This window comes from Cupriavidus sp. 01L45 (genome assembly GCF_056399885.1).
Window position 1 is genome coordinate 112,692 of sequence record NZ_JBFTSG010000009.1, and the last position, 20,553, is coordinate 133,244.

Genomic DNA, 20,553 nt, shown 5'->3' on the forward strand with positions numbered 1-20,553 from the left:
GGGCCAATGGCGTCGCGGGTTGGATGCGTTGGGCTGGCCTGGCGAGGTGGATGCTGGTGCGGCCGACGGGGGTCGAACCCGTAAGCCCGTAAAGGCGGCAGATTTTAAGTCTGCTGAGTCTACCAATTTCTCCACGGCCGCACGGCAAGCCCGATATTGTGGTCGGTTGGGCGCGGTGATGCAAGCTCCGCGCGGGTGTCTGCCGGGATTGGTGCCAAGTGCAGGGGCGGAACGCGGCTAAGTGTCCTAAGTGTCTATTGTTACGCCTGGTAACAATGTAGCGTCCTCGGTTTCACCTGGAAATTTCCAGGATCCTACAATACGCCTTATCGAATAACGACTTGCAAGAGGCAAGGATCATGAAACGTTGGTTGCTCGCAGGACTCGCTTTGCTTGGAGCGCTGGCATCGGGTGCGGCAATGGCTCACGTGAGCGTTGGCGTGGCGATCGGTGTGCCCGGCGTGGTCGTGGGTGGCCCGGCTTATTATCCGCCGCCTGCCTATGTCGCCGGGCCGCCCGTGGTCATGGCACCGGCGCCGGTCTACTACGGACCGCCCCCGGTCGTGGTGCGTCCGGCCCCCGTCTATTACGGCCCTGGCCCTGCCTACTACGGTCCGCGCTACTATGGCCGAGGCTATTACGGACGAGGCTACTATGGCCCACCGGGGCATGGGCATGGGCATGACCACCGCCACTGGCGATAAGCATGAATGACCTGCGCCACGCAGGTTGTTAAAAGGGGCCCTCCGGGGCCCTTTTGTATTTCGGGTGCAGCTTGGAAAGGCAAACTGGGCGCGGCTAGACGGCTAAGGTTCCATAGTCGGGAGTGGGGTCAAAAAATTTGAAGAGTCAGATCAAACCGTTGCTCATATCTTTATTAGGGTTTCCACCTATACTGCTGCTGTGACACCGTGATGAAAAGATTCCGCAAGCTATCGCATCCGGTGCCCTTCCAGCCAGCACGATTCCCAAGAGGACCCGCCCATGAAAATCAAGAACACCCTGGTGGCGATTGCAGCACTGACCGCCCTCACCGCACTCTCCGCATCCGCTTTTGCCGCAGGCGTCAACAAGCGTGACCCGTACACCGATGGCGCCAAGATTGGCAAGGTCGATGCCTACACCGATGGCGCCAAGATGGGCAAGGTCGATCCTTTCACCGACGGCGCTCGCAAGGTGGATCCGTTCACCGACGGCGCCAAGGTAGGCGATCGCCGCGACCAGTTCAGCGACGGAGCCTGAGTTCGTGGGACGCAAGTCCGTGGCGCCTGAGGGCCACGGCAGTCCGCACACGGCAACCGTAGTAATGCAAAAGACCCGCCAGGCGCGGGTCTTTTGCTTTTTACGGGCTTGGCGCGGACCGCCGGGCCCATGGTCATGCCAAGGGCCGTGGCGCTATACTTCCGGCTCATTGAAACGATTTTCGAGGAGAGTGGTATGCAGCAAAAAACCGTGCTGACGGCAGATGATGTGAAGAAGGTGCTGGCCGCAGCCGAGCTCGAGGCCAAGAATCACCACTGGGCGGTGTCGATCGCCATCGTGGACGACGGCGGCCACCTGCTGGCGCTGCAACGCCTGGATGGCGCTGCGCCGATCTCGAGCTATATCGCTACCGAGAAGGCACGTACGTCGTCGCTGGGCCGTCGCGAGTCGAAGGTCTACGAAGACATGATCAACAACGGCCGCCACTCGTTCATGACCGCGCCTGTGATGCAAGGCATGCTGGAGGGTGGTGTGCCTATCGTGGTTAATGACCAGGTCGTGGGTGCGGTTGGCGTGTCGGGCGTGAAGTCGACCGAAGACGCGCAGATCGCGCGCGCGGGTATCGCCGCCCTGGGCGTCTGAGACTCGTCTGCGAGCCAGAGCAGAGTGTAGTGCCGACAGTGAGCCAGGCTCACTGTCGCGGCATCCGCCTCTCGTTGCGGACGAAAGTCCTTGTCTTTCCCGATGCTGAAGCCTGTCGACGGGTTTCGCTGCCAGGCGCCGGTTCCGGTAGCCAGACTCCCCTCATCGCATCATTCCATCGTCGCATCGTCTACCTGCTGCATGGCCGTTGCCAGGGCGGCTGGGAACGCTTGCGCAGGGCGCGTCGCCGTGCGACTACTTGGTCAGAATCAGCTTGCCGTAACGGGTGATGCGCAGCGTGTAGACCTCGCCGTTATGCAGGATGGGCAGCAGGTTGTTACCGCGCATCAGCGTCTCCAGTGGCACCGCATCGCCCGCCGGCGCCGCGGAGAGGCTATCGCGCACCAGGGCTTCGAGCCGGGCGGGCAGGCCGGCTACGGCAGATTTCATCGATTCGATCGCCGCGCTGGCCGGGTTCTCGCGGCGCGCTTGTGCAGGCTTGCTGGGGGTGACTTCAACCCGGCGCAGGGAAAGGCGGCGGCGGGTGACTTCATGCGGTTGCGACAGCGGCAGGGTCAGGGTGCTCATCGGTGGGCTCCGGTCCGGTGGTCCGTGGTGTCAACGCGGGACTGCGTATTGCCACGACCGGGTTCAAGGTCGCTCAATCTTAAATGAGAATTGTTATCATTACAATAGAGATTTTTGATTGCGGATGGCCTCGGCCGAACCTGCATTCCGGCGCCGCTATAAGTGGCATAAGGCGCATTTTCCAGGCAAACAAAAAGGGCACTTCATGGAGTGCCCTTTTTGTGCCTGTTGCGCTGCCGCTCCAGCGGATGCGGCGCGTTCAAGCCGTCAGTGCTTGGGTTCGGTGATGAACCCGATCTTGCCGAGTCCGCCGTGCTGCGCGGCGGCCATGACTTCCGCCACGCGCTCGTAGCGCACATCGCGATCGGCGCGCAGGTGCAGCTCCGGCTGCGGCTGCTGCTGCGCGGCCTGGGCGATGTTGGCCTCAAGCGTCGGCTCGTCTACTTCCGCCTGGTTCCAGAAGACCTTGCCGTTGGCATCGATTGACAGGTTGATGTTCTGCGGCTTGGGATCGTTGGGCGTGTTGGTCGCCCGCGGGAGGTCGATCTTGACCGCGTGGTTGATCACGGGAATGGTGATGATGAAGATGATCAGCAGCACCAGCATGACGTCGACCAGCGGCGTCATGTTGATTTCGCTCATTACTTCGTCATCGTCCGAATCGAGGGTGCCGAATGCCATGATGACTTCCTTGTTGCCTTGCTACGGCCTTACTGGTTCTTGACTGCGAGGCGCACGCTATTGTCGTCGGGGCGGGCGCTGGTCGGACGCACACGGGCACCGGTGACGAAATAGGCGTGCAGGTCGTGGGCGAAGCGATTGAGCTTCGAGATCACGCCCTTGTTGCCGCGGGTCAGTGCGTTGTAGCCGAGCACGGCGGGGATCGCAACGGCCAGGCCGAAGGCGGTCATGATCAGTGCCTCGCCCACCGGGCCCGCCACCTTGTCGATGGTCGGCACGCCGGAGGCGCCGATGTTGATCAGCGCGTGATAGATGCCCCACACGGTGCCGAACAGGCCAACGAACGGGGCCGTGGAACCGACCGAAGCCAGCACAGCCAGGCCCGATTGCATGCGCGCGACGGCGTCGTCGATGGCGCTCTTGAGCGAGCGGGTGATCCAGTCCGAGATGTCCATCACATCGTGCAACTGGGGCTGGCTGGCGCGGTGGTGCTGCGCGGCCTCCTTGCCGGTCATGGCGAGCGAACGGAATGGGTTGGCGTCGCTGCTGCCGAGCGTTTCGAGGGCGTGATCGAAATCGTCGGAGTGCCAGAATTGCTTTTCGGCGCCGTGCGCCATTTTCTTCAGCCGGAAGAGATCCCACGCCTTCGTGAGAATCACGATCCACGAAGCCAGCGACATGATGAGCAGAATGATGGCGGTGGCACGCATGACGAAATCGCCTTGCGTCCAGAGGTGGGAGAGTCCGAGGTCCTGCATGTTGGTTCCTGGTGAGGTCGGTATTGAAATCAGTTGAGTTCGAACCCGATCGGCTGCTGGGCGGTAACCGCCACGGCACGACCGTTGTCCAGATATGGCTTGCAGCGCATGCGTTGCACCGCGTCCACGGCAGCCTGGTCCAGGCGGGAAGATCCGCTTGAGCTCACGACAGCAGTCTTGACCACCTTGCCGGTCTCGTCCGTGGTCAGACGAACCACGGCCTTGCCGGTTTCACCCATGCGGCGCGATTGCGACGGATAGGTGGGTTGCGGCGGGCTGCACTGGATTTCGCCGATGCCAACCGCGCGTGGCGCCGCCGACACCGGAGCGGGAGGCTCGGGGGCGGGCGCCGGAGGGGCCGGGGGGGCAGGTGGCGCGGGCGGCGCTTCCACGGCATTGGGTGTCGGCGGCAGCGAAGCCACCGGCGTCGGCGTGGGGCGCGGTTGCGGCGGAGTGGGCTTGGGCGTGGTGACCTTCACTTGCTTGGGTGGGGTCTCCGGCTTGGGCTTGGGTGTTTCGACGGCAGGTTTCTGAGGCGGCTCGAGCGGGATGATGCGGGCGACGATTTCCGGAGAGATCACGGCCTCCGTGATTTTACGGCCCAGCCCGCTCTGGATCAGGTAAAGCAGTCCGGCGTGGAACAGCAGGACGGCGAGCGTGATCTTGAAAAAACGTTGATCGAACATGAGAAAACAGCAGATGTCGGCGAATTGGCGCGGCGCCGGCTTTATTAGCGATAGGGCCTATTTGCGATAGAACAGGATCAGCGAGATGCCACAACCGACCAGCAAGCTAAGCAGCAATTCCATGATAAACGCTCCTTCAACAGTGATGCCGGTGGGAGCGCCGCTCTTGAGGCAGCGTGTCAGGCGATGAGTATAAACGATAATGATTCTTATTTGTTGGCGTTTTTGTGCATCGCATTCTTGCGCTGCCGCGCAGCCGTCTTTATACGCCGATTTGGCCGTGCACTACCGGCGCCGCGACAAAATGCGTGTTCTCGTACGGCACAGGGTTGCCGGCAATGCCCGATCTGCCACAAAGCGCGCTAGCATAGGAAAAGAAGAGCAATTCGCCGCGCCGGTGACGGCGCTCCCCCGTGCGAGAGGACCAGGCCATGGACTTCACCCGTTTCGCCGAAGACGACCGCTCGACACTCCTGCGCGCCGCTGCCGGCGCGCCGTGTACTTCCGCGCTTGACTGGATGTGTGCCCAGTTCGCCTTGCGTGTCGTGTGCTCGCTGGGACCAAGATTCAACCTGCGCAGCAATATCAACGACATCCTGACTGTCAGCGCCCAGGAGATGGTGTGGCCTTATGGCGTGGTGCTGCGCGTGCAGCGTTTCCTCGCCGCGCGCTGCGCCGACATGCCTGCCTGGAAGGGCGCTGCGCGCCTGACGCCGGAAGAGTTCCTGGAGCGGCACGGACAATGGAACAGCGCCTTTGATGAAAGCGCGCTGTTTTATTACCTGGACGAGTACGTCAAGCACCACGCCAAGGATATGTTTGCCGTTTTCGACGCGTCGGCGGCGGCGCTGGCCGCGCGGCTGGACGGCGAGCGCGTGCTGCTGGTACGCAATATCGACATGCTCAGCCATGTGCTGGATTTGCCCGAGCACGAGCGCAAGCTGCTGCTCTACGCGGCGCTGGCCAAATACAAGCGCGATCTGCGCGCCGTGATGGTGGATTGCAAGGTGGCGCACAGCCAGGAGGCTTTCCAGATCCTGGCGGGACTGACCGGTGCCAGCCCTGCCGCGGTGGCCGCTTCGCTGCGGCCTGGTTCGCGCCTGGAGACGCTCAACCTGATYGAGCAGCCACTGCCCGAGAACAGTGTGACCGATCTCGGCGACCTCATGCGTTTGTCGGATCGCTTGTTGCACGTGCTGCTCGGCAATTACGCCAATGAAGCCGAGATGATGGCGGTGTTCACGCGTCCGGCGGCCGCGCCCACGCTCGGCACCGGCGACTATCCGCACGTCGAGACCGATGCGCGCTACCTCTCCGCCTTGCTCGCGAACGCCACGCGGCAGCACGCCTGCGGCGTGAACGTGCTGATCTACGGCCCGCCGGGCACCGGCAAGACCGAGTTCGCGCGGCTGCTCGCGCGCGAGGCAGGGTGTGAGCTGTATGAAGTGGACTGCCTGGACCGTGACGGCAACAGCCTGTCGGGCAAGGACCGTTACCGCTCGCTGCAGGTGTCGCAGGCATTCCTGCGTGGCCGTCCGCGCACGGCACTGCTGTTCGACGAAGTCGAGGATGTGTTCCCGGGCAGCGCGCGCGAGCTGACCAGCCTGTTCGGCCAGGAGGACACGCGTGGCTCCGTGAACGGCAAGGCGTGGGTCAACCAGACCCTGGAGCAAAATCCGGTGCCGGTGATCTGGATCTCCAACTCGATTCGCCAGATCGATCCGGCTTACCTGCGCCGCTTCCAGTTTCATCTGGAGCTGAAGATCCCGCCGCCGCTGGTGCGCGAGAACATTATCCGCAAGCACCTCGGCACGCTGGACGTGAGCGATGCCTTTATCGCTTCGCTGGCGGCGCGCAAGACCCTGACGCCGGCACAGGTGCAGTCGGCGGCGCGCTTCGTGCAACTGGCGGGGCCCGGCGTTGCCGAACCGGTGGAGGCGCTGATACTGCGGCAACTGGACCACGCCGACCGCGCCATGGGTTTGCGCCCGGAAGTGGAAGGGCGCCCGGTGGTGACGCACTATCGCCTGGATTACCTCAACCTGGAGACGCGCTACGAAGTCGGCAAGATCGTGCAGGCGCTCAAGGCCAGGCAGCGCGGCACGTTGTGCTTCTACGGACCGCCGGGCACGGGCAAGACCGCGCTTGCGGAGCATATCGCGGCCGCGCTTGAACAGCCGCTGATGATCCGGCGCGCCTCCGACCTGATGAGTAAATACGTGGGGGAAACCGAGCAGCAGATCGCCGCGATGTTCGCTCGTGCCGAGGAGGACGGCGCGGTGCTGCTGCTGGATGAGGCCGACAGCTTCATGCAAAGCCGGCAAAACGCGGTGCGCAACTACGAGGTGTCGGAGGTCAACGAGATGCTGCAGGGCATGGAACGCTTCAACGGCATCTTCGTCTGCACGACCAACCTGTTCGAGCGCATCGACGAGGCGGCGCTGCGGCGTTTCTCGTTCAAGATCCGCTTCCTGCCGCTCAAGGCGGACCAGCGTACCGCGATGTTCATCGAGGAGGCGCTCGATACCGATGCCGGCCGCCTGGACCCGGCCATGCGCGCGGAGCTCGCGAAGATGGATTGCCTGACGCCGGGCGACTTCGCCACGGTAAAGCGTCAGTGCGTGTTGCTCGGGGAAACGTTGACCCCCGATGAATTCCTGGCGCAGTTGCGCCAGGAACATGCGGTCAAGCCCGATGTGCGGCAGCGCCGGCCGCTGGGCTTCCTGCAGTAGCCGGATGGGACGGCGCGGGCCTCAGTCGACTGCGGGCGCGGGCTCGATCACCAGCGTTTCCGCCAGCGTGTCCACATGCAGCAGCGCCGCTGCCATGGCGCGCAGGTGGGCGGCGTCCTTGGTGGAGGTATAGCGGTCGACGGGCACGGCACCGGCATCGGCGGTCATGCCGTGCTCGGCCAACTTGCGGCGCAGTTGCCGTGCGATGGCGTCGCCGGTATCGACCAGCGTCAGGCGGTCTCCCACCAGTTCGCGCACGGTGTCGGACAGGAAGGGGTAGTGGGTACAGCCGAGCACCAGCGTATCGGCGCCGGCCTCGAGCATCGGCGACAGGTAGGCGGTCAGTTTCTCGCGCACGGCCGGCCCGTCCACATTGCCTTGCTCGATCAGCGGCACCAGCCCGACACCGGCCTCGCAGAGGAACCGGCTCTCGCCTTCCAGTGAGGCGAGCAGGCGGCCGAACTTCGCGCTTTTCAAGGTGTTGCCCGTGGCCAGCACGCCAACGACTTTGCTGCGGCTCGCGGCGRCAGCCGGTTTCAGGCCGGGTTCGACGCCGATGATGGGCAGCGTCAGCCGTTCGCGCAGCGTGTGGATCGCGTGCATGGTGGCGGTGTTGCAGGCGATCACCAGCGCTTTGCAGCCCTGCGACACCAGCCATTCGCAAACCTGCAGCGTGCGCGCTTCGACAAAACGCTCGGGCTTTTCGCCATAGGGCGCGTACTTCGAGTCGGCCACGTAGATCAGCGATTCATGCGGCAGCAGGGCGCGGATCTCGCGCAATACCGACAGGCCGCCGAGGCCGGAATCGAAAATGCCGATGGGTGCGTTGTTCACGGGAAGGGAAGAAGGCAAATCAGGCAATCAAGAAGTCAGGTAGCAAAAAGCCGGGTCGGATGACCCGGCTTTCGCTGACAGCATGGCTATCACGGCGAGGCTTGAATGACAACGCCGGATTTACAGCGCCGCCACCGGGATCTTGCCGATCTTGGCCTGCCATTCGGCGGGGCCGGTCTTGTGCACCGAAGTGCCTGCGCTGTCCACGGCCACCGTCACGGGCATGTCCTTGACGTCGAACTCGTAGATGGCTTCCATGCCGAGGTCTTCGAAGCCGACCACCTTGGCCTCCTTGATGGCCTTTGCCACCAGGTAGGCTGCGCCGCCGACCGCCATCAGGTAGGCCGACTTGTGCTTCTTGATGGCCTCGATCGCCACCGGGCCGCGCTCGGCCTTGCCGATCATCGAGATCAGGCCGGTTTCGGCCAGCATCATCTCGGTGAACTTGTCCATGCGGGTAGCGGTGGTGGGGCCTGCCGGGCCAACGGCTTCGTCGCGCACCGGGTCGACCGGACCCACGTAGTAGATCACGCGGTTCTTGAAGTCCACCGGCAGCTTTTCGCCCTTGGCCAGCATGTCGGCGATGCGCTTGTGGGCAGCGTCGCGGCCAGTCAGCATCTTGCCGTTGAGCAGCAGGGTCTGGCCCGGCTTCCACGAAGCGACTTCTTCCGGCGTCAGCGTGTTCAGGTCCACGCGCTTGGAAGTCTCGGTGTTCGGTGCCCACTCGACCTTCGGCCAGGCCGACAGGTCAGGCGCTTCGAGCTTGGCCGGGCCGCTGCCGTCCAGCGTGAAGTGCACGTGGCGGGTAGCCGCGCAGTTCGGGATCATCGCCACCGGCTTGGAAGCCGCGTGGGTCGGATAGCCCATGATCTTGACGTCCAGCACGGTGGCCAGGCCGCCCAGGCCTTGTGCGCCGATGCCCAGCGCATTGACCTTCTCGTACAGTTCGACGCGCAGTTCCTCGATCCAGTCCTGCGGGCCGCGGGCGATCACGTCCTGGATGTCGATCGGGTCCATCAGCGATTCCTTGGCCATGACCATGGCCTTCTCGGCGGTGCCACCGATGCCGATGCCCAGCATGCCCGGCGGGCACCAGCCGGCGCCCATGGTCGGCACGGTCTTGAGCACCCAGTCGACGATGGAGTCGGACGGGTTGAGCATGACGAACTTCGACTTGTTCTCCGAGCCGCCGCCCTTGGCCGCCACCTGGATGTCCACCGTGTTGCCCGGCACCACTTCATAGTGGATCACGGCGGGGGTGTTGTCCTTGGTGTTCTTGCGGCCGCCTTCGGGCGGGTTCACGATGGATGCGCGCAGCACGTTGTCCGGGTTGGTGTAGCCGCGGCGCACGCCTTCATTGATCATGTCCGACAGCCCCATGGTGGCGCCGTCCCAGCGCACGTCCATGCCCACCTTGACGAAGATCGTCACGATGCCGGTGTCCTGGCAGATCGGGCGCTTGCCTTCGGCGCACATGCGGCTGTTGGTCAGGATCTGCGCGATCGCATCCTTGGCCGCGGGACTCTGCTCCAGCTCATAGGCGCGGCCCAGGCTGGTGATGTAGTCCATCGGGTGGTAGTAGCTGATGTATTGCAGGGAGTCGGCGACGCTCTGGATGAGGTCTTCTTGTCTGATGACAGTCATTTTATGGGGAGGACAATCGAGGGGAAATTCAACCCGGAATCATACACCGAGGAGGGGGGGCCGCGCCGGGGCTGCATGCGCGTGTCGACATTGTCTCGGGTGATGCCGGGTGCACGCCGCGCGGCGAAAGCGGCACCCTGCGAGGCTGGTCTCAGTGCCGCGCCTCGTCCCGGTCCGCACGCCAGGCCCGGCGGGCCAGCGGCCCGGGCCAGCTTGCCAGCGCGATGCCGGCCAGCACGCAGCCAAGCGCCACGCCGTGCGGCCAGCCCGGCTTTTCCCCGAGGAAGACGATGCCGTACGTGGCGGCCGCGATCGGCAGCACCGCGGTGAACACGCCGGCCAGTTGCGCAGGCACGTGGCGCACGCCTTTCATCCACAGCCAGAACGAGAAGATGCTGGCCGACAGTGCGTACCACAGCAACATCAGCCAGATGGTCGTCGGGGCCGAGGCCATATCGAAACTCAGCAGCGGCACCAGCCCCAGCGGCAGCATCAGCAGCCCGCCGATCAGGTGCGTATAGGCGCAGATCTCGATGGCGGCCAGGGTTTGCGCGAGGCGCCGCGAGAGGATCACGTAGATCGACTCGCAGATCACCGCGCCCATGATCATCAGGTTGCCGACCAGGGCGTTCTCGCCGCCGCTGCCGCCACCGTGATCCGTGCCCCGCGCCACGTTCAATACCGCGATGCCGGCCACCGCAAGCAGCACAGAGAACACCGTGCGCCGCGACAGCCGCTCGCGCAGGATCAGCCAGGAGAGCAGGGCCACCGTGGCCGGGATGGTACTGGTGATCACGCCGGCGGCCATGGCGCTGGTCAGGCGCACGCCGCCCAGCATCAGCAGCGTGAACAGAAACGTCCCGAAGAAGGCTTGCAGGAAGAGATTGAGCCACTCGCCGCGCGACACTGCGCGCATGCGCGACGGACGGTACCAGGGCGCCAGGCAGACAATGGCGATGGCGAAGCGCAGCAGCGCGAACAGCAGGATCGGCACGTAAGCCACGATGGCCTTGCCCAATCCGACATTGCTGCCGACAAGGGCCATGGCGGCAATCAGGAAGAGGGCGTGGATGGGCACGAGGTTTGGGGTGGAACTGCGCTTCTACGGTGATTTGGGGTGCGCCCCCCGATGGATCGCGATGGCGCGCATGGGAGAGGGCGATCCGGTAGCCGTGCACATGGCGTGCAAGGCGCATCCCTGCAAGCGGAGTCCGCAATGCCGCAGCGCCATGTTCGGAATAGGACTCGCGGCATTATAGCTGTGCTAGCCTAATGGAGAGGGCTGCACTTCCTTGCCCGCAGGTCTTGTCACGTACCGCGCCGGAATACCCGGCGGCGATCCATGTTGCGATGCAGCAGGCGGCACATCGGTGCGGACAGGCGCGCGGGCCGCTTTTGCAGCGTCAGGTTTAAGTAAGCCGTCGAGCGTAACTTGCAGCCAGGCTGCCACGCTATATCAGGAGACAAACAAATGTCCGCCATCGAGTCGGTGATGCAGGAGCATCGCATTTTCAATCCCCCCGAATCCTTCGCCAAGCAAGCCGCGATCCCCAGCATGGAGGCTTACCAGGCGCTATGCGATGAAGCCGACCGCGACTACGAGGGGTTCTGGGCGCGCCACGCCCGCGAGCAACTGCATTGGACCAAACCCTTCACCAAGGTGCTCGACGAGAGCAATGCACCGTTCTACAAGTGGTTCGAGGACGGCGAGCTCAATGCCTCCTATAACTGCCTGGACCGCAATCTGGATAACGGCAATGCGGAGAAGGCGGCCATCGTCTTCGAGGCCGACGACGGCACCGTCAGCAAGGTGACGTACCGCGAGCTGCATGCCAAGGTCTGCCAGTTCGCCAACGGTCTGAAAGCGCTCGGCGTCAGGAAAGGCGACCGCGTCGTCATCTACATACCTATGTCCATCGAGGGCGTGGTGGCGATGCAGGCCTGCGCCCGCCTTGGGGCGACCCATTCCGTGGTGTTCGGCGGCTTCTCCGCCAAGTCGCTGCAGGAGCGGCTGGTCGACGTGGGCGCGGTGGCACTGATTACCGCCGACGAGCAGATGCGCGGCGGCAAGGCGCTGCCGCTCAAGGCCATCGCTGACGAAGCACTGGCGCTGGGCGGCTGCGAAGCCGTGAAGAATGTGATCGTGTACCGCCGCACAGGTGGCAAGGTCAACTGGAACGAAGGCCGCGACCGCTGGATGGACGAAGTCGCAGCCGGCCAGCCGGAGACCTGCGAAGCGGAACCCGTCAGCGCCGAGCATCCGCTGTTCGTGCTCTATACGTCTGGCTCCACCGGCAAGCCCAAGGGCGTGCAGCACAGCACCGGCGGCTACCTGCTGTGGGCGCTGATGACGATGAAGTGGAGCTTCGACATCAAGCCCGACGACATGTTCTGGTGTACCGCCGATATCGGCTGGGTCACCGGGCACACCTATATCGCCTACGGTCCGTTGGCCGCCGGCGCTACCCAGGTGGTGTTCGAAGGCGTGCCCACCTATCCCAACGCCGGCCGCTTCTGGGAGATGATCGCGCGCCACAAGGTCAGCATCTTCTACACCGCGCCGACCGCGATCCGCTCGCTGATCAAGGCCGCCGAGGCCGACGAGAAGATCCATCCCAGGCAATACGATCTGTCCAGCCTGCGCCTGCTGGGCACGGTGGGCGAACCCATCAACCCCGAAGCCTGGATGTGGTACTACCGCAATATCGGCGGCGAGCGCTGCCCGATCGTCGATACCTTCTGGCAGACCGAGACCGGTGGCCACATGATCACGCCGCTGCCGGGCGCCACGCCGCTGGTGCCGGGTTCCTGCACCTTGCCGCTGCCAGGCATCATCGCGGCAATCGTCGATGAAACCGGGCAGGACGTACCCAATGGCAGTGGCGGCATCCTGGTGGTCAAGCGCCCGTGGCCTTCGATGATCCGTACCATCTGGGGCGACCCGGAACGCTTCAAGAAGAGCTACTTCCCGGAAGAACTCGGTGGCAAGCTTTATCTCGCCGGCGACGGTTCGATCCGCGACAAGGATACCGGCTACTTCACCATCATGGGCCGCATCGACGACGTGCTCAATGTCTCGGGTCACCGCATGGGCACGATGGAGATCGAGTCCGCGCTGGTGTCCAACCCGATCGTGGCCGAAGCCGCGGTGGTTGGCCGTCCGGACGACATGACCGGCGAGGCCATCTGCGCCTTCGTGGTGCTCAAGCGTTCCCGTCCGAACGAGGAAGAGGCCAAGCAGATCGCCGCCGAGTTGCGCAACTGGGTGGGCAAGGAGATCGGCCCGATCGCCAAGCCCAAGGACATCCGCTTCGGCGATAACCTGCCCAAGACGCGCTCCGGCAAGATCATGCGGCGCCTGTTGCGCTCGCTCGCGAAGAACGAAGAAATCACCCAGGACACGTCCACCCTGGAAAACCCCGCCATCCTGGACCAGCTCAAGCAGGCACAATAACGGGGTTCCCGGCCAACCTGCCGGCGCGCCATGCGCGTGCCGGCAGGTTTCCTCCGCATCCACCCCGCCTGTTTAACCACTGCTCTCATGCCCGACGAACAGTCGCGCTTTCGCCGACGGCTGCTGCTGTACTACGGCTTGTTCACGATCGGCCTGTTTGTCTTTATCGGCATGATGGGCCTGCTGGAGCGCTCCAGCGGCGATGCACTCTGGCTCGGTTACGTCTTCCTGTTCGTCACCATCGCCATCTATGCGTGCATCGGGCTGATCTGCCGTACCTCTGACCTCAATGAATACTATGTAGCCGGACGGCGCGTCCCCGCGCTGTTCAACGGCATGGCGATCGCCGCCGACTGGATGAGCGCGGCGTCCTTCATCGGCCTGGCCGGCATCCTGTTCGCGTCGGGCTACGAAGGCCTGGCCTATGTGATGGGCTGGACCGGCGGCTATTGCCTGGTTGCCTTCCTGCTTGCGCCCTATCTGCGCAAGTATGGCGGCTACACCATCCCCGACTTCCTGGCCGCGCGCTATGGCAACGGCAAGCCCGGCGGCAACATGCCGGTGCGCGCGATCGCCGTGATGGCGGCGTCGCTGTGTTCCTTCGTCTACCTGGTAGCGCAGATCCAGGGGGTAGGGCTGATCGTCACCCGCTTTATCGGCGTGGAGTTTGCCGTCGGTGTGTTCTTCGGCCTGGCGGGGATACTGGTCTGCTCATTCCTCGGCGGCATGCGCGCGGTGACGTGGACCCAGGTCGCGCAATACATCATGCTGATCGTGGCCTTCCTGGTGACGGTCTCGATGATTGCCTGGAAGCATCATCACGAAGTGCTGCCGCAATTGAGCTACGGCACGCTGCTGCAGCAGATCGACACACGCGAGCGCAGCATAGAGCGCGACCCGGCCGAGCAGGCCGTGCGCGAACACTATCGCCAGCAGGCCATCCAGATGCAGGAGCGCATCGCCAGGTTGCCGCAATCGTTCGACGACGAACGCAACGCGTTGTCCGCGCGCCTGCAGGAACTGCGCTTGCGCAACGCGCCGCTGCGCGAGATCAAGACGGTCGAGCGCGAACGGATCGAATTTCCGCGCGATGTCGCCACAGCCCATCAGCAATGGAACCAGCAGCGCGAGGAGGCCCTGGCGCGCAGCCAACCCTCCATTCCGTCGACCGAACCGTACCCGTCGCCCTCGGAGGAAGAGCGCAAGACCAAGCGGCTGAATTTCGTGTTGCTGGTGTTCTGCCTGATGCTTGGCACGGCCAGCCTGCCGCATATCCTGACCCGGCTCTACACCACGCCTTCAGTGAAGGAGTCTCGCAACTCGGTGGCCTGGGCAGTGTTTTTCATCGCGCTGCTGTACGTCTCCGCGCCGGCGCTCGCGGCGCTGGTCAAGTACGAATTCTTCCAGCACCTGGTTGGCACGCCGTACGCGGAGTTGCCGCAGTGGGTGGTGCAGTGGCGCAAGGTCGACCCGCCCGTCTTCGGTATTCGCGATGTCAATGGCGACGGCATCGTGCAGTGGGCGGAGATCCTGATCCAGCCGGACATGATCGTGCTGGCCGCGCCGGAGATCGCCGGCTTGCCCTATGTGGTCTCGGGGCTGGTTGCCGCCGGTGCGCTGGCGGCGGCGTTGTCCACCGCGGACGGCCTGCTGCTCACCATCGCCAATGCGCTCTCGCACGACGTTTTCTATCACATGATCGACCGCACCGCGAGCCACCAGCGCCGCGTCACCACCGCCAAGATCGTGCTGCTCGGGGTGGCGCTGTTTGCCTCCTACGTCACGTCGCTGCGGCCCGGCAATATCCTTTTCCTGGTCGGCGCGGCATTCTCGCTGGCGGCCTCCAGTTTCTTCCCGGTGCTGGTGCTGGCGATCTTCTGGCGCCGCACCACAGCCGCGGGGGCGGTCGCCGGGATGGTGGCGGGGCTGAGCGTGTCGATCTACTATATTTTCGTCAACTATCCGTTCTTTACCCGGATGACGGGCATCTTCGGCAACCGCTGGTTCGGCGTGGACCCGATCGCCTCCGGCGCATTCGGCGTGCCAGCCGGGTTTGCCGTGGCGATCCTGGTCAGCCTCCTGACACCACGCAACGCCCCGGTGATCGACCGGCTGGTGACGTACCTGCGGCGTGGTTAGGCCGGCGGAGCAGGAAACACTAGATTTTCCGGATAACCCTCTGATATACTCGTGGACTTGCTGGAGAGATGGATGAGCGGTTTAAGTCGCACGCCTGGAAAGCGTGTATAGGTTAATAGCCTATCCGGGGTTCGAATCCCCGTCTCTCCGCCACTTATACTGTAAGGCTTTGCGGGTTAGCGCTTCTTAACCCGTGGGTCATGGATCAAGGGCTGGGTCATTGGAAACGATGGCCCAGCCCTTTTTCTTTGTCTGTCTGCGGCGTTGCAATGCGTTCGGGTTTGCGCCGGTAGCTCCGCTTCGTTGTGCTCCGCCGGCCAGCGAAAGCGGGGCCTGGGTCTGCAGTCCGTTCCCAAGGTTCGCTCCGGGCAATAAAAAAGCACCTCGTGGAGGTGCTTGTTGTTTCCCGCAACTGCGGGGGGATCCGAACCGGGTCGGCAAACTCACTGGGATCCGGTTCGGACTTGCATGCCTATCTGGCACGCTTGATCTCACTGCCATATTGGCCAGGGGGATCATTCTGCCGCTTACCTTCGCATTGCTACTGCGTGTCTCAGCCGGCAGGTTTTCAGTATAGGTCAGCAAATGGCGGGGTCAACCTGCTTTTGCGCGATAGCATCCCGGGCGCTTGTGCTCCCTGGCGCACGCGGCGATCGTCTGGAAATCGACTCGCAATCCCGGCGCCGCCGGGGCGAACGCCCCGTGCTACGATCCTCAAAAACCGGGAAGAGACATTCAGTGAGCCATGACATCGCACCGCGTTTCAACGCGGAGTTTGCCCCGCGAATCGCCGAGACGATAGCGAATCTGTTCAAGCAGCGTATCCGCGTGGAGGTCATACCAGACGAGACGTCCGACTGCCCCGCGCGGGTCCATCTCTGCGGCGAACCGTTCGATGAACCGCGGCGGTTCGCGCACCAGTTGAACGTCTACCTGTCGTGGGACAGTCTCGAGGTCGAGGCGTTGTTCGCTGCCGGCGGCGCGGAGAAGTTCGAGCACTATCTCGCGGCCCTGGCGGGCAAGATGCGCGCGTGGCAGACGCCGCGGCAGATCGATTTCGGGACGCGTTCGCAAGCGGATCCCACGGTGCTGCTTGGTGGGCTCGATTTCGAGCATTGAGTCCGGTGTCCGGCATCCTGTATCGAACCCGCGCACTCACCGCATCCCCAGCAAGTCCTCCACGCTACGCACCAGGGTCAGCAGCCCCGGTGCGACTTCGCGTTCGCGCATGGCAAACGACCCTGCCTGTGCCGACACGCCACAGTTGAAGACCAGCCATTGGGAATCCACCGGCCTGAATAACGGCACCGCAAAGGCATACACATCGCCGCGCCATTCACCGCGATTCACGCAGTAGCCCTTGGCTTCGAAGTCCTGGCGCAAGTTCGCTAGCTGTGGATGGAATCGAATGAAGGCTTCCGGGTCTTGCAGGCGCAGGCGGTTGAGCACGCTGTCGCGCTCCGCCGCGGGCGCCTTGCACAACCAGGCTTTGCCGATGGCCGTGGTGAGCATTGGCAGCGCTGCGCCAATGTCCGGCGTGACGACAAGACTGTCGGTGGAGCGGGCGGTTTCGACATAGATCATCTGCGTGCGGTCACGCATGCCGAGCGAGACCGCGCCGCCAATGCGATCAGCGAGTTCCTTCATCAGCGGCCGCGCGAGCTGGCGGATATGCATGCTGGCCAGCAGCGGATAGCCGAGCGAGAGCACCGGCGCGCCCAGCCGGTACTTGGCCTGGGTGGCGTCACGGCGCAGGTAGCCGAGCACGGTCAGCGTGTGCGTGAGCCTGGCCACGGCCGATCGCGACTGGCCGGTGCGTTGCGCGAAATCCTTGTTGCCGAGCAGGGACTCGCCGGCACGGTAGGACAGCAGGATATCGATGCCGTGCGCTAGCGTGGTGGCGAACTGGCGGTCGGCGGCATTGTCCTGGTCCGCTGCGGGTGCAATCTGGGAAGGCGTCGCTGCCATCACGATGTCCCCAGTTCCTTTTCCACGCGCCGGACCAGCCGCAGCAGGCGCGGCCCCATCTCGCGTTCGAGCTTGCGCGGTGTCATCCTGGCGCCGGGCACGCCGCAATTGAAGACCAGCGTCTCGCCATCGATTTCGGCGCGCATCGGCACGGCCACTGCATGCACGTCGCGCTGCCATTCCCCGCGCGAGAGGCAGAATCCGAGCGTGGCAAGATCATGCGCCGCGGCGTCCAGCGCGGGCGCGTGAGCCTGCCATTGCCCTGCATCGGCCACGCGTAGTGCCGCCAGCACCGGCTCCCGTTCCACCGGGGACGCCTGGCACAGCCATGCCCGCCCCATGGCGGTGGCGAGCATGGGCAGGGATGCGCCGATATCGGGCCGGAAGGCGATGGCGTCGTGGCCGCGGCTGGTTTCCACATAGACCATCTGCAGCCGGTCGCGCAGGCCCAGCGAGACCGAGCCGCCGACCTGGTCGGCGAGTGCCTTCATCAGCGGCCGCGCGAGCTGCCTGACCTTGAGGCTGGCCAGCAGCGGGTAGCCCAGCGAGAGCGCGGTGGAACCCAGCCGGTAGCGGCGCAGCTCCGTGTCGTAGAGCAGCAACCCGCGTGCCGCCAGCGTGTAGGTCAGGCGGCTGATCGTGGCCTTGGACAGCCCGGTGCGTTCCACCAGTTGCTTGTTGCTCATGACCGGCTCGCCCACTCGGAAGCACTCCAGCAGCGCCAGRCCGTGGGCCAGCGTGGTGGCGAAGGCGGGGTCGGGGTGATGGGGACGGGGCGGCATGATTTGGGGGGGCGGAAACGGCGGAGGGCGCGGGCAGGCCGCATGGGCGTGGCATGCATCCATCATAGCCATTGATGCGCCCGGCGCGCATGGCCTGCGTTCAAGATAGCAAAACATCGATCCGCTTTCCAGGCACGGATTGCTACGCTGGTTTGCATGCGGCCGATCCCGGCGGCAATGACCGGATGGAGCAAGACAGATGATCAGGGAACCGGATGCCTTCCAAGCCTTCCTGGCCGAATTGCGGCGTTTCGTGCGCGAGCGGCTGGTGCCGCGTGAGGCCGAAGTCGCCAGGCTGGACGATGTGCCCGAGCCGCTGGTGCGGGAAATGGCCGGGATGGGCCTGTTCGGATTTTCGATTCCCGAGGAGTACGGCGGCGCCGGCATGACGACCGAGGAGCTGGTGCTGGCGGCGCTGGAGCTGTCGCAATGCTCGGTGGCCTTCCGTGCGCGGGTGGGCACCAATACCGGCATTGGCTCCGAGGCGCTGGTGGCGGACGGCACGGCGGCGCAGAAGCGCCGCTACCTGCCTTTGCTGGCCAGCGGGGAGCTGACCGGCTCCTTCGCGCTGACCGAGCCGGAGGCCGGCTCGGACGCCACGGCGCTGACGACTTCCGCGCGGCGCGAAGGCGATCATTACGTGATCAACGGCACCAAGTGTTTCATCACCAATGCGCCCATCGCCGGCTTGTTCACGGTCATGGCGCGCACCGATCCCGCGCGCGCCGGCGCGGCCGGCATCTCGGCGTTCATCGTCGAACGCGGCACGCCGGGACTGAGTACCGGGCAGCCCTACCGCAAGATGGGGCAGGAGGGCTCGCCGGTGTCCGAAGTGCATTTCAGCGACTGCCGCGTGCCGGCCTCCAACCTCATCGGCGGCGAGGAAGGGCAGGGCTTTCGCACCGCGATGAAGGTGCTCAACAAGCAGCGCATCCACCTGGCCGCGCTGTGCACCGGGCCGGCCATCCGCATGCTCGACGAGGCGATCCGGTTCGTTGCCGGGCGCCAGCAGTTCGGCCAGCCGCTGGCGGAATTCCAGCTGGTGCAGGCGATGATTGCCGACTGCCAGACCGAGATCCACGCGGCGCGCGCGCTGATCATGGAAACGGCGCGTCAGCGCGATCGCGGCGAGGACGTCACCATGCAGGCTTCGATCTGCAAGTACTTCGCTTCCGAGATGTGCGGGCGCGTGGCCGACCGCTGCGTGCAGATGTTTGGCGGCTACGGTTATATCGCCGATTTCGGCATCGAACGCTTCTATCGCGACGTGCGCCTGTTCCGGCTGTACGAAGGCACCAGCCAGATCCACCAACTCAATATCGCCAAACGCACGCTCGCGCTGGCTGCTGCCGCGAGCGCGTCGTAATCGTTCGGTTTCGTCAAGAAAGAGCAGCCGCCGGCGGTCGCGCCAGGTGGCGTCATACCGTCAAGGAGACACCATGTTGAAAACCATGCTTGCGGCAGGCGCTGTCCTGCTGGCCACGCTTGGACTCGTGCAACCCGCGCTGGCCGAGGCGGCTTATCCCGCTAAGGTGATCCGGCTGGTCGTGCCGTTCCCGCCGGGCGGCTCCACCGATACGCTCGCGCGCTTGCTGGCCGAACAGTTGAAGGAGGAACTCGGGCAGTCCGTGGTCGTGGAGAACAAGGCCGGCGCGGGCGGCAATATCGGCGGCGATGCGGTGGCCAAGGCAGCGCCCGACGGCTACACGCTGCTGCTCGCTGCGGCGGGGGCCACCGTCATCAACCCCAGCCTTTACCCTCGCATGTCCTATGACCCGGTGCGCGATCTGGCGCCAGTCACGATGCTCGCGCGCGAACACAACCTGATGGTGGTCAACCCTTCGATTCCGGCGCTCAATCTCAAGGAGTTCATCGCCTACGCCAAGACCAGGCCCGGAACGCTCAGCTTTGGCTCGCCCGGAAACGGCTCGCCGGCGCAGCTTGCGGGCGAGTTGCTGAACCAGTCCGCGGGCATCAAGCTGCAGCACGTGCCGTACAAGGGCAGCGGCCCTGCGGTGGCCGACCTGATCGCCGGGCACATTACGATGATGATCGACAACATGCCCGCGCTGTTGCCGTATGTCCAGTCGGGCCGCCTGCGTGCCCTGGCGGTGGCGAGCGACAAACGCGCCAGTGCGCTCCCCGATGTGCCGACGATGGAGGAGGCCGGCCTGAAGGGCTACGTGGTGACGGCATGGAAGGGGCTGATGGCTCCGGCCGGCACGCCGCGCCCGATCATTGCCAGGCTGCATGACGCGACCGCAAAGATCCTGGCCAGGCCGCAGATGCGCAAGCGCCTGGTGGACCTGGGCGCGGAACCGGTCGGCAATACGCCCGAACAGTTCGCCGCGCAGATCCGTAGCGATACGGCATGGTGGGCTGCGCTGGTGAAGTCGACCGGCACCACGCTCGACTAAGCAGATATGCAGCAGGTATGCATAG

At 64.5% G+C, this 20,553-nt stretch carries 18 protein-coding genes and 2 tRNA genes; 10 read left to right on the top strand and 10 right to left on the bottom strand.

Annotated features, from left to right (window positions below):
* Positions 1-54: 54 nt before the first annotated feature.
* Positions 55-141 (bottom strand) — tRNA-Leu (locus tag AC1DT6_RS08595).
* Between the two features lie 218 nt (positions 142-359).
* Here AC1DT6_RS08595 and AC1DT6_RS08600 point away from each other — a divergent pair.
* The 3 genes from AC1DT6_RS08600 (at position 360) to AC1DT6_RS08610 (ending at position 1,845) form a co-directional block, all read left to right on the top strand.
* Positions 360-704, top strand: coding sequence for a hypothetical protein (locus tag AC1DT6_RS08600; protein WP_441632571.1), 345 nt, complete (start codon positions 360-362; stop codon positions 702-704).
* A gap of 280 nt (positions 705-984) precedes the next feature.
* Complete coding sequence (locus tag AC1DT6_RS08605) at positions 985-1,242, top strand: hypothetical protein (protein WP_276287391.1); 258 nt, start codon at positions 985-987, stop codon at positions 1,240-1,242.
* 195 nt (positions 1,243-1,437) lie between these two features.
* Positions 1,438-1,845, top strand: a complete 408-nt coding sequence (locus AC1DT6_RS08610; protein ID WP_276287392.1) for a heme-binding protein — start codon at positions 1,438-1,440, stop codon at positions 1,843-1,845.
* 255 nt (positions 1,846-2,100) lie between these two features.
* Here AC1DT6_RS08610 and AC1DT6_RS08615 read toward each other — a convergent pair whose 3' ends face one another.
* The 4 genes from AC1DT6_RS08615 to AC1DT6_RS08630 all read right to left on the bottom strand — a co-directional run bounded on the left by AC1DT6_RS08615 (position 2,101) and on the right by AC1DT6_RS08630 (position 4,558).
* On the bottom strand, positions 2,101-2,433 hold the full coding sequence (locus tag AC1DT6_RS08615) for a hemin uptake protein HemP (protein ID WP_441632573.1): 333 nt from the start codon (positions 2,431-2,433) through the stop codon (positions 2,101-2,103).
* 267 nt (positions 2,434-2,700) lie between these two features.
* On the bottom strand, positions 2,701-3,114 hold the full coding sequence (locus AC1DT6_RS08620; RefSeq protein ID WP_441632575.1) for an ExbD/TolR family protein: 414 nt from the start codon (positions 3,112-3,114) through the stop codon (positions 2,701-2,703).
* 29 nt (positions 3,115-3,143) lie between these two features.
* The gene (locus tag AC1DT6_RS08625) at positions 3,144-3,872 is read right to left on the bottom strand and encodes a MotA/TolQ/ExbB proton channel family protein (protein WP_441632576.1); all 729 of its coding nucleotides are present in this window, start codon (positions 3,870-3,872) and stop codon (positions 3,144-3,146) included.
* Between the two features lie 29 nt (positions 3,873-3,901).
* Positions 3,902-4,558 (bottom strand): energy transducer TonB, encoded by a 657-nt coding sequence (locus tag AC1DT6_RS08630; RefSeq protein WP_441632578.1) that lies wholly within the window; start codon positions 4,556-4,558, stop codon positions 3,902-3,904.
* A 431-nt stretch (positions 4,559-4,989) separates the two neighbouring features.
* Between AC1DT6_RS08630 and AC1DT6_RS08635 the strand changes: the two genes are divergently transcribed.
* The gene (locus AC1DT6_RS08635) at positions 4,990-7,290 is read left to right on the top strand and encodes an AAA family ATPase (protein ID WP_441632580.1); all 2,301 of its coding nucleotides are present in this window, start codon (positions 4,990-4,992) and stop codon (positions 7,288-7,290) included.
* A 21-nt stretch (positions 7,291-7,311) separates the two neighbouring features.
* On the opposite strand, the gene murI is transcribed toward AC1DT6_RS08635, so the two are convergent.
* The 3 genes from murI to AC1DT6_RS08650 form a co-directional block, all read right to left on the bottom strand.
* Positions 7,312-8,124, bottom strand: coding sequence for a glutamate racemase (gene murI / locus AC1DT6_RS08640; RefSeq protein ID WP_477114632.1), 813 nt, complete (start codon positions 8,122-8,124; stop codon positions 7,312-7,314).
* Between the two features lie 120 nt (positions 8,125-8,244).
* A complete protein-coding gene (locus AC1DT6_RS08645; protein WP_276287777.1) occupies positions 8,245-9,768 on the bottom strand; it encodes a fumarate hydratase in 1,524 nt (507 codons plus the stop codon).
* 151 nt (positions 9,769-9,919) lie between these two features.
* Positions 9,920-10,846, bottom strand: coding sequence for a DMT family transporter (locus AC1DT6_RS08650; RefSeq protein ID WP_441632585.1), 927 nt, complete (start codon positions 10,844-10,846; stop codon positions 9,920-9,922).
* A 393-nt stretch (positions 10,847-11,239) separates the two neighbouring features.
* Here AC1DT6_RS08650 and acs point away from each other — a divergent pair, with 393 nt between their 5' ends.
* The 4 genes from acs (at position 11,240) to AC1DT6_RS08670 (ending at position 16,480) form a co-directional block, all read left to right on the top strand.
* On the top strand, positions 11,240-13,222 hold the full coding sequence (acs, locus tag AC1DT6_RS08655) for an acetate--CoA ligase (RefSeq protein ID WP_045235550.1): 1,983 nt from the start codon (positions 11,240-11,242) through the stop codon (positions 13,220-13,222).
* 87 nt (positions 13,223-13,309) lie between these two features.
* Entirely contained in the window at positions 13,310-15,361 is a 2,052-nt protein-coding gene (locus AC1DT6_RS08660; RefSeq protein WP_441632589.1) for a sodium:solute symporter family protein, read from the top strand.
* 62 nt (positions 15,362-15,423) lie between these two features.
* Positions 15,424-15,514: transfer RNA gene (locus AC1DT6_RS08665), tRNA-Ser, on the top strand.
* Positions 15,515-16,099: 585 nt separating this feature from the next.
* Positions 16,100-16,480 carry a DUF5594 family protein gene (locus tag AC1DT6_RS08670; RefSeq protein WP_441632591.1) on the top strand — a complete coding sequence of 127 codons (381 nt, stop codon included), beginning with the start codon at positions 16,100-16,102 and terminating at the stop codon, positions 16,478-16,480.
* A 36-nt stretch (positions 16,481-16,516) separates the two neighbouring features.
* Here the strand turns inward: AC1DT6_RS08670 and AC1DT6_RS08675 are convergent, their stop codons facing one another.
* Entirely contained in the window at positions 16,517-17,329 is an 813-nt protein-coding gene (locus tag AC1DT6_RS08675; protein WP_441632593.1) for an IclR family transcriptional regulator, read from the bottom strand.
* Positions 17,329-18,111, bottom strand: a complete 783-nt coding sequence (locus AC1DT6_RS08680; protein WP_441632595.1) for an IclR family transcriptional regulator — start codon at positions 18,109-18,111, stop codon at positions 17,329-17,331. Before AC1DT6_RS08680 ends, AC1DT6_RS08675 begins: the two co-directional genes overlap by 1 nt.
* Before the next feature lie 199 nt (positions 18,112-18,310).
* On the opposite strand from AC1DT6_RS08680, the gene AC1DT6_RS08685 reads away from it, so the two are divergent.
* Both AC1DT6_RS08685 and AC1DT6_RS08690 read left to right on the top strand, forming a co-directional pair.
* On the top strand, positions 18,311-19,477 hold the full coding sequence (locus AC1DT6_RS08685; protein ID WP_441632597.1) for an acyl-CoA dehydrogenase family protein: 1,167 nt from the start codon (positions 18,311-18,313) through the stop codon (positions 19,475-19,477).
* A gap of 73 nt (positions 19,478-19,550) precedes the next feature.
* The gene (locus AC1DT6_RS08690) at positions 19,551-20,528 is read left to right on the top strand and encodes a Bug family tripartite tricarboxylate transporter substrate binding protein (RefSeq protein WP_441632599.1); all 978 of its coding nucleotides are present in this window, start codon (positions 19,551-19,553) and stop codon (positions 20,526-20,528) included.
* The last annotated feature ends 25 nt before the right edge of the window (positions 20,529-20,553 follow it).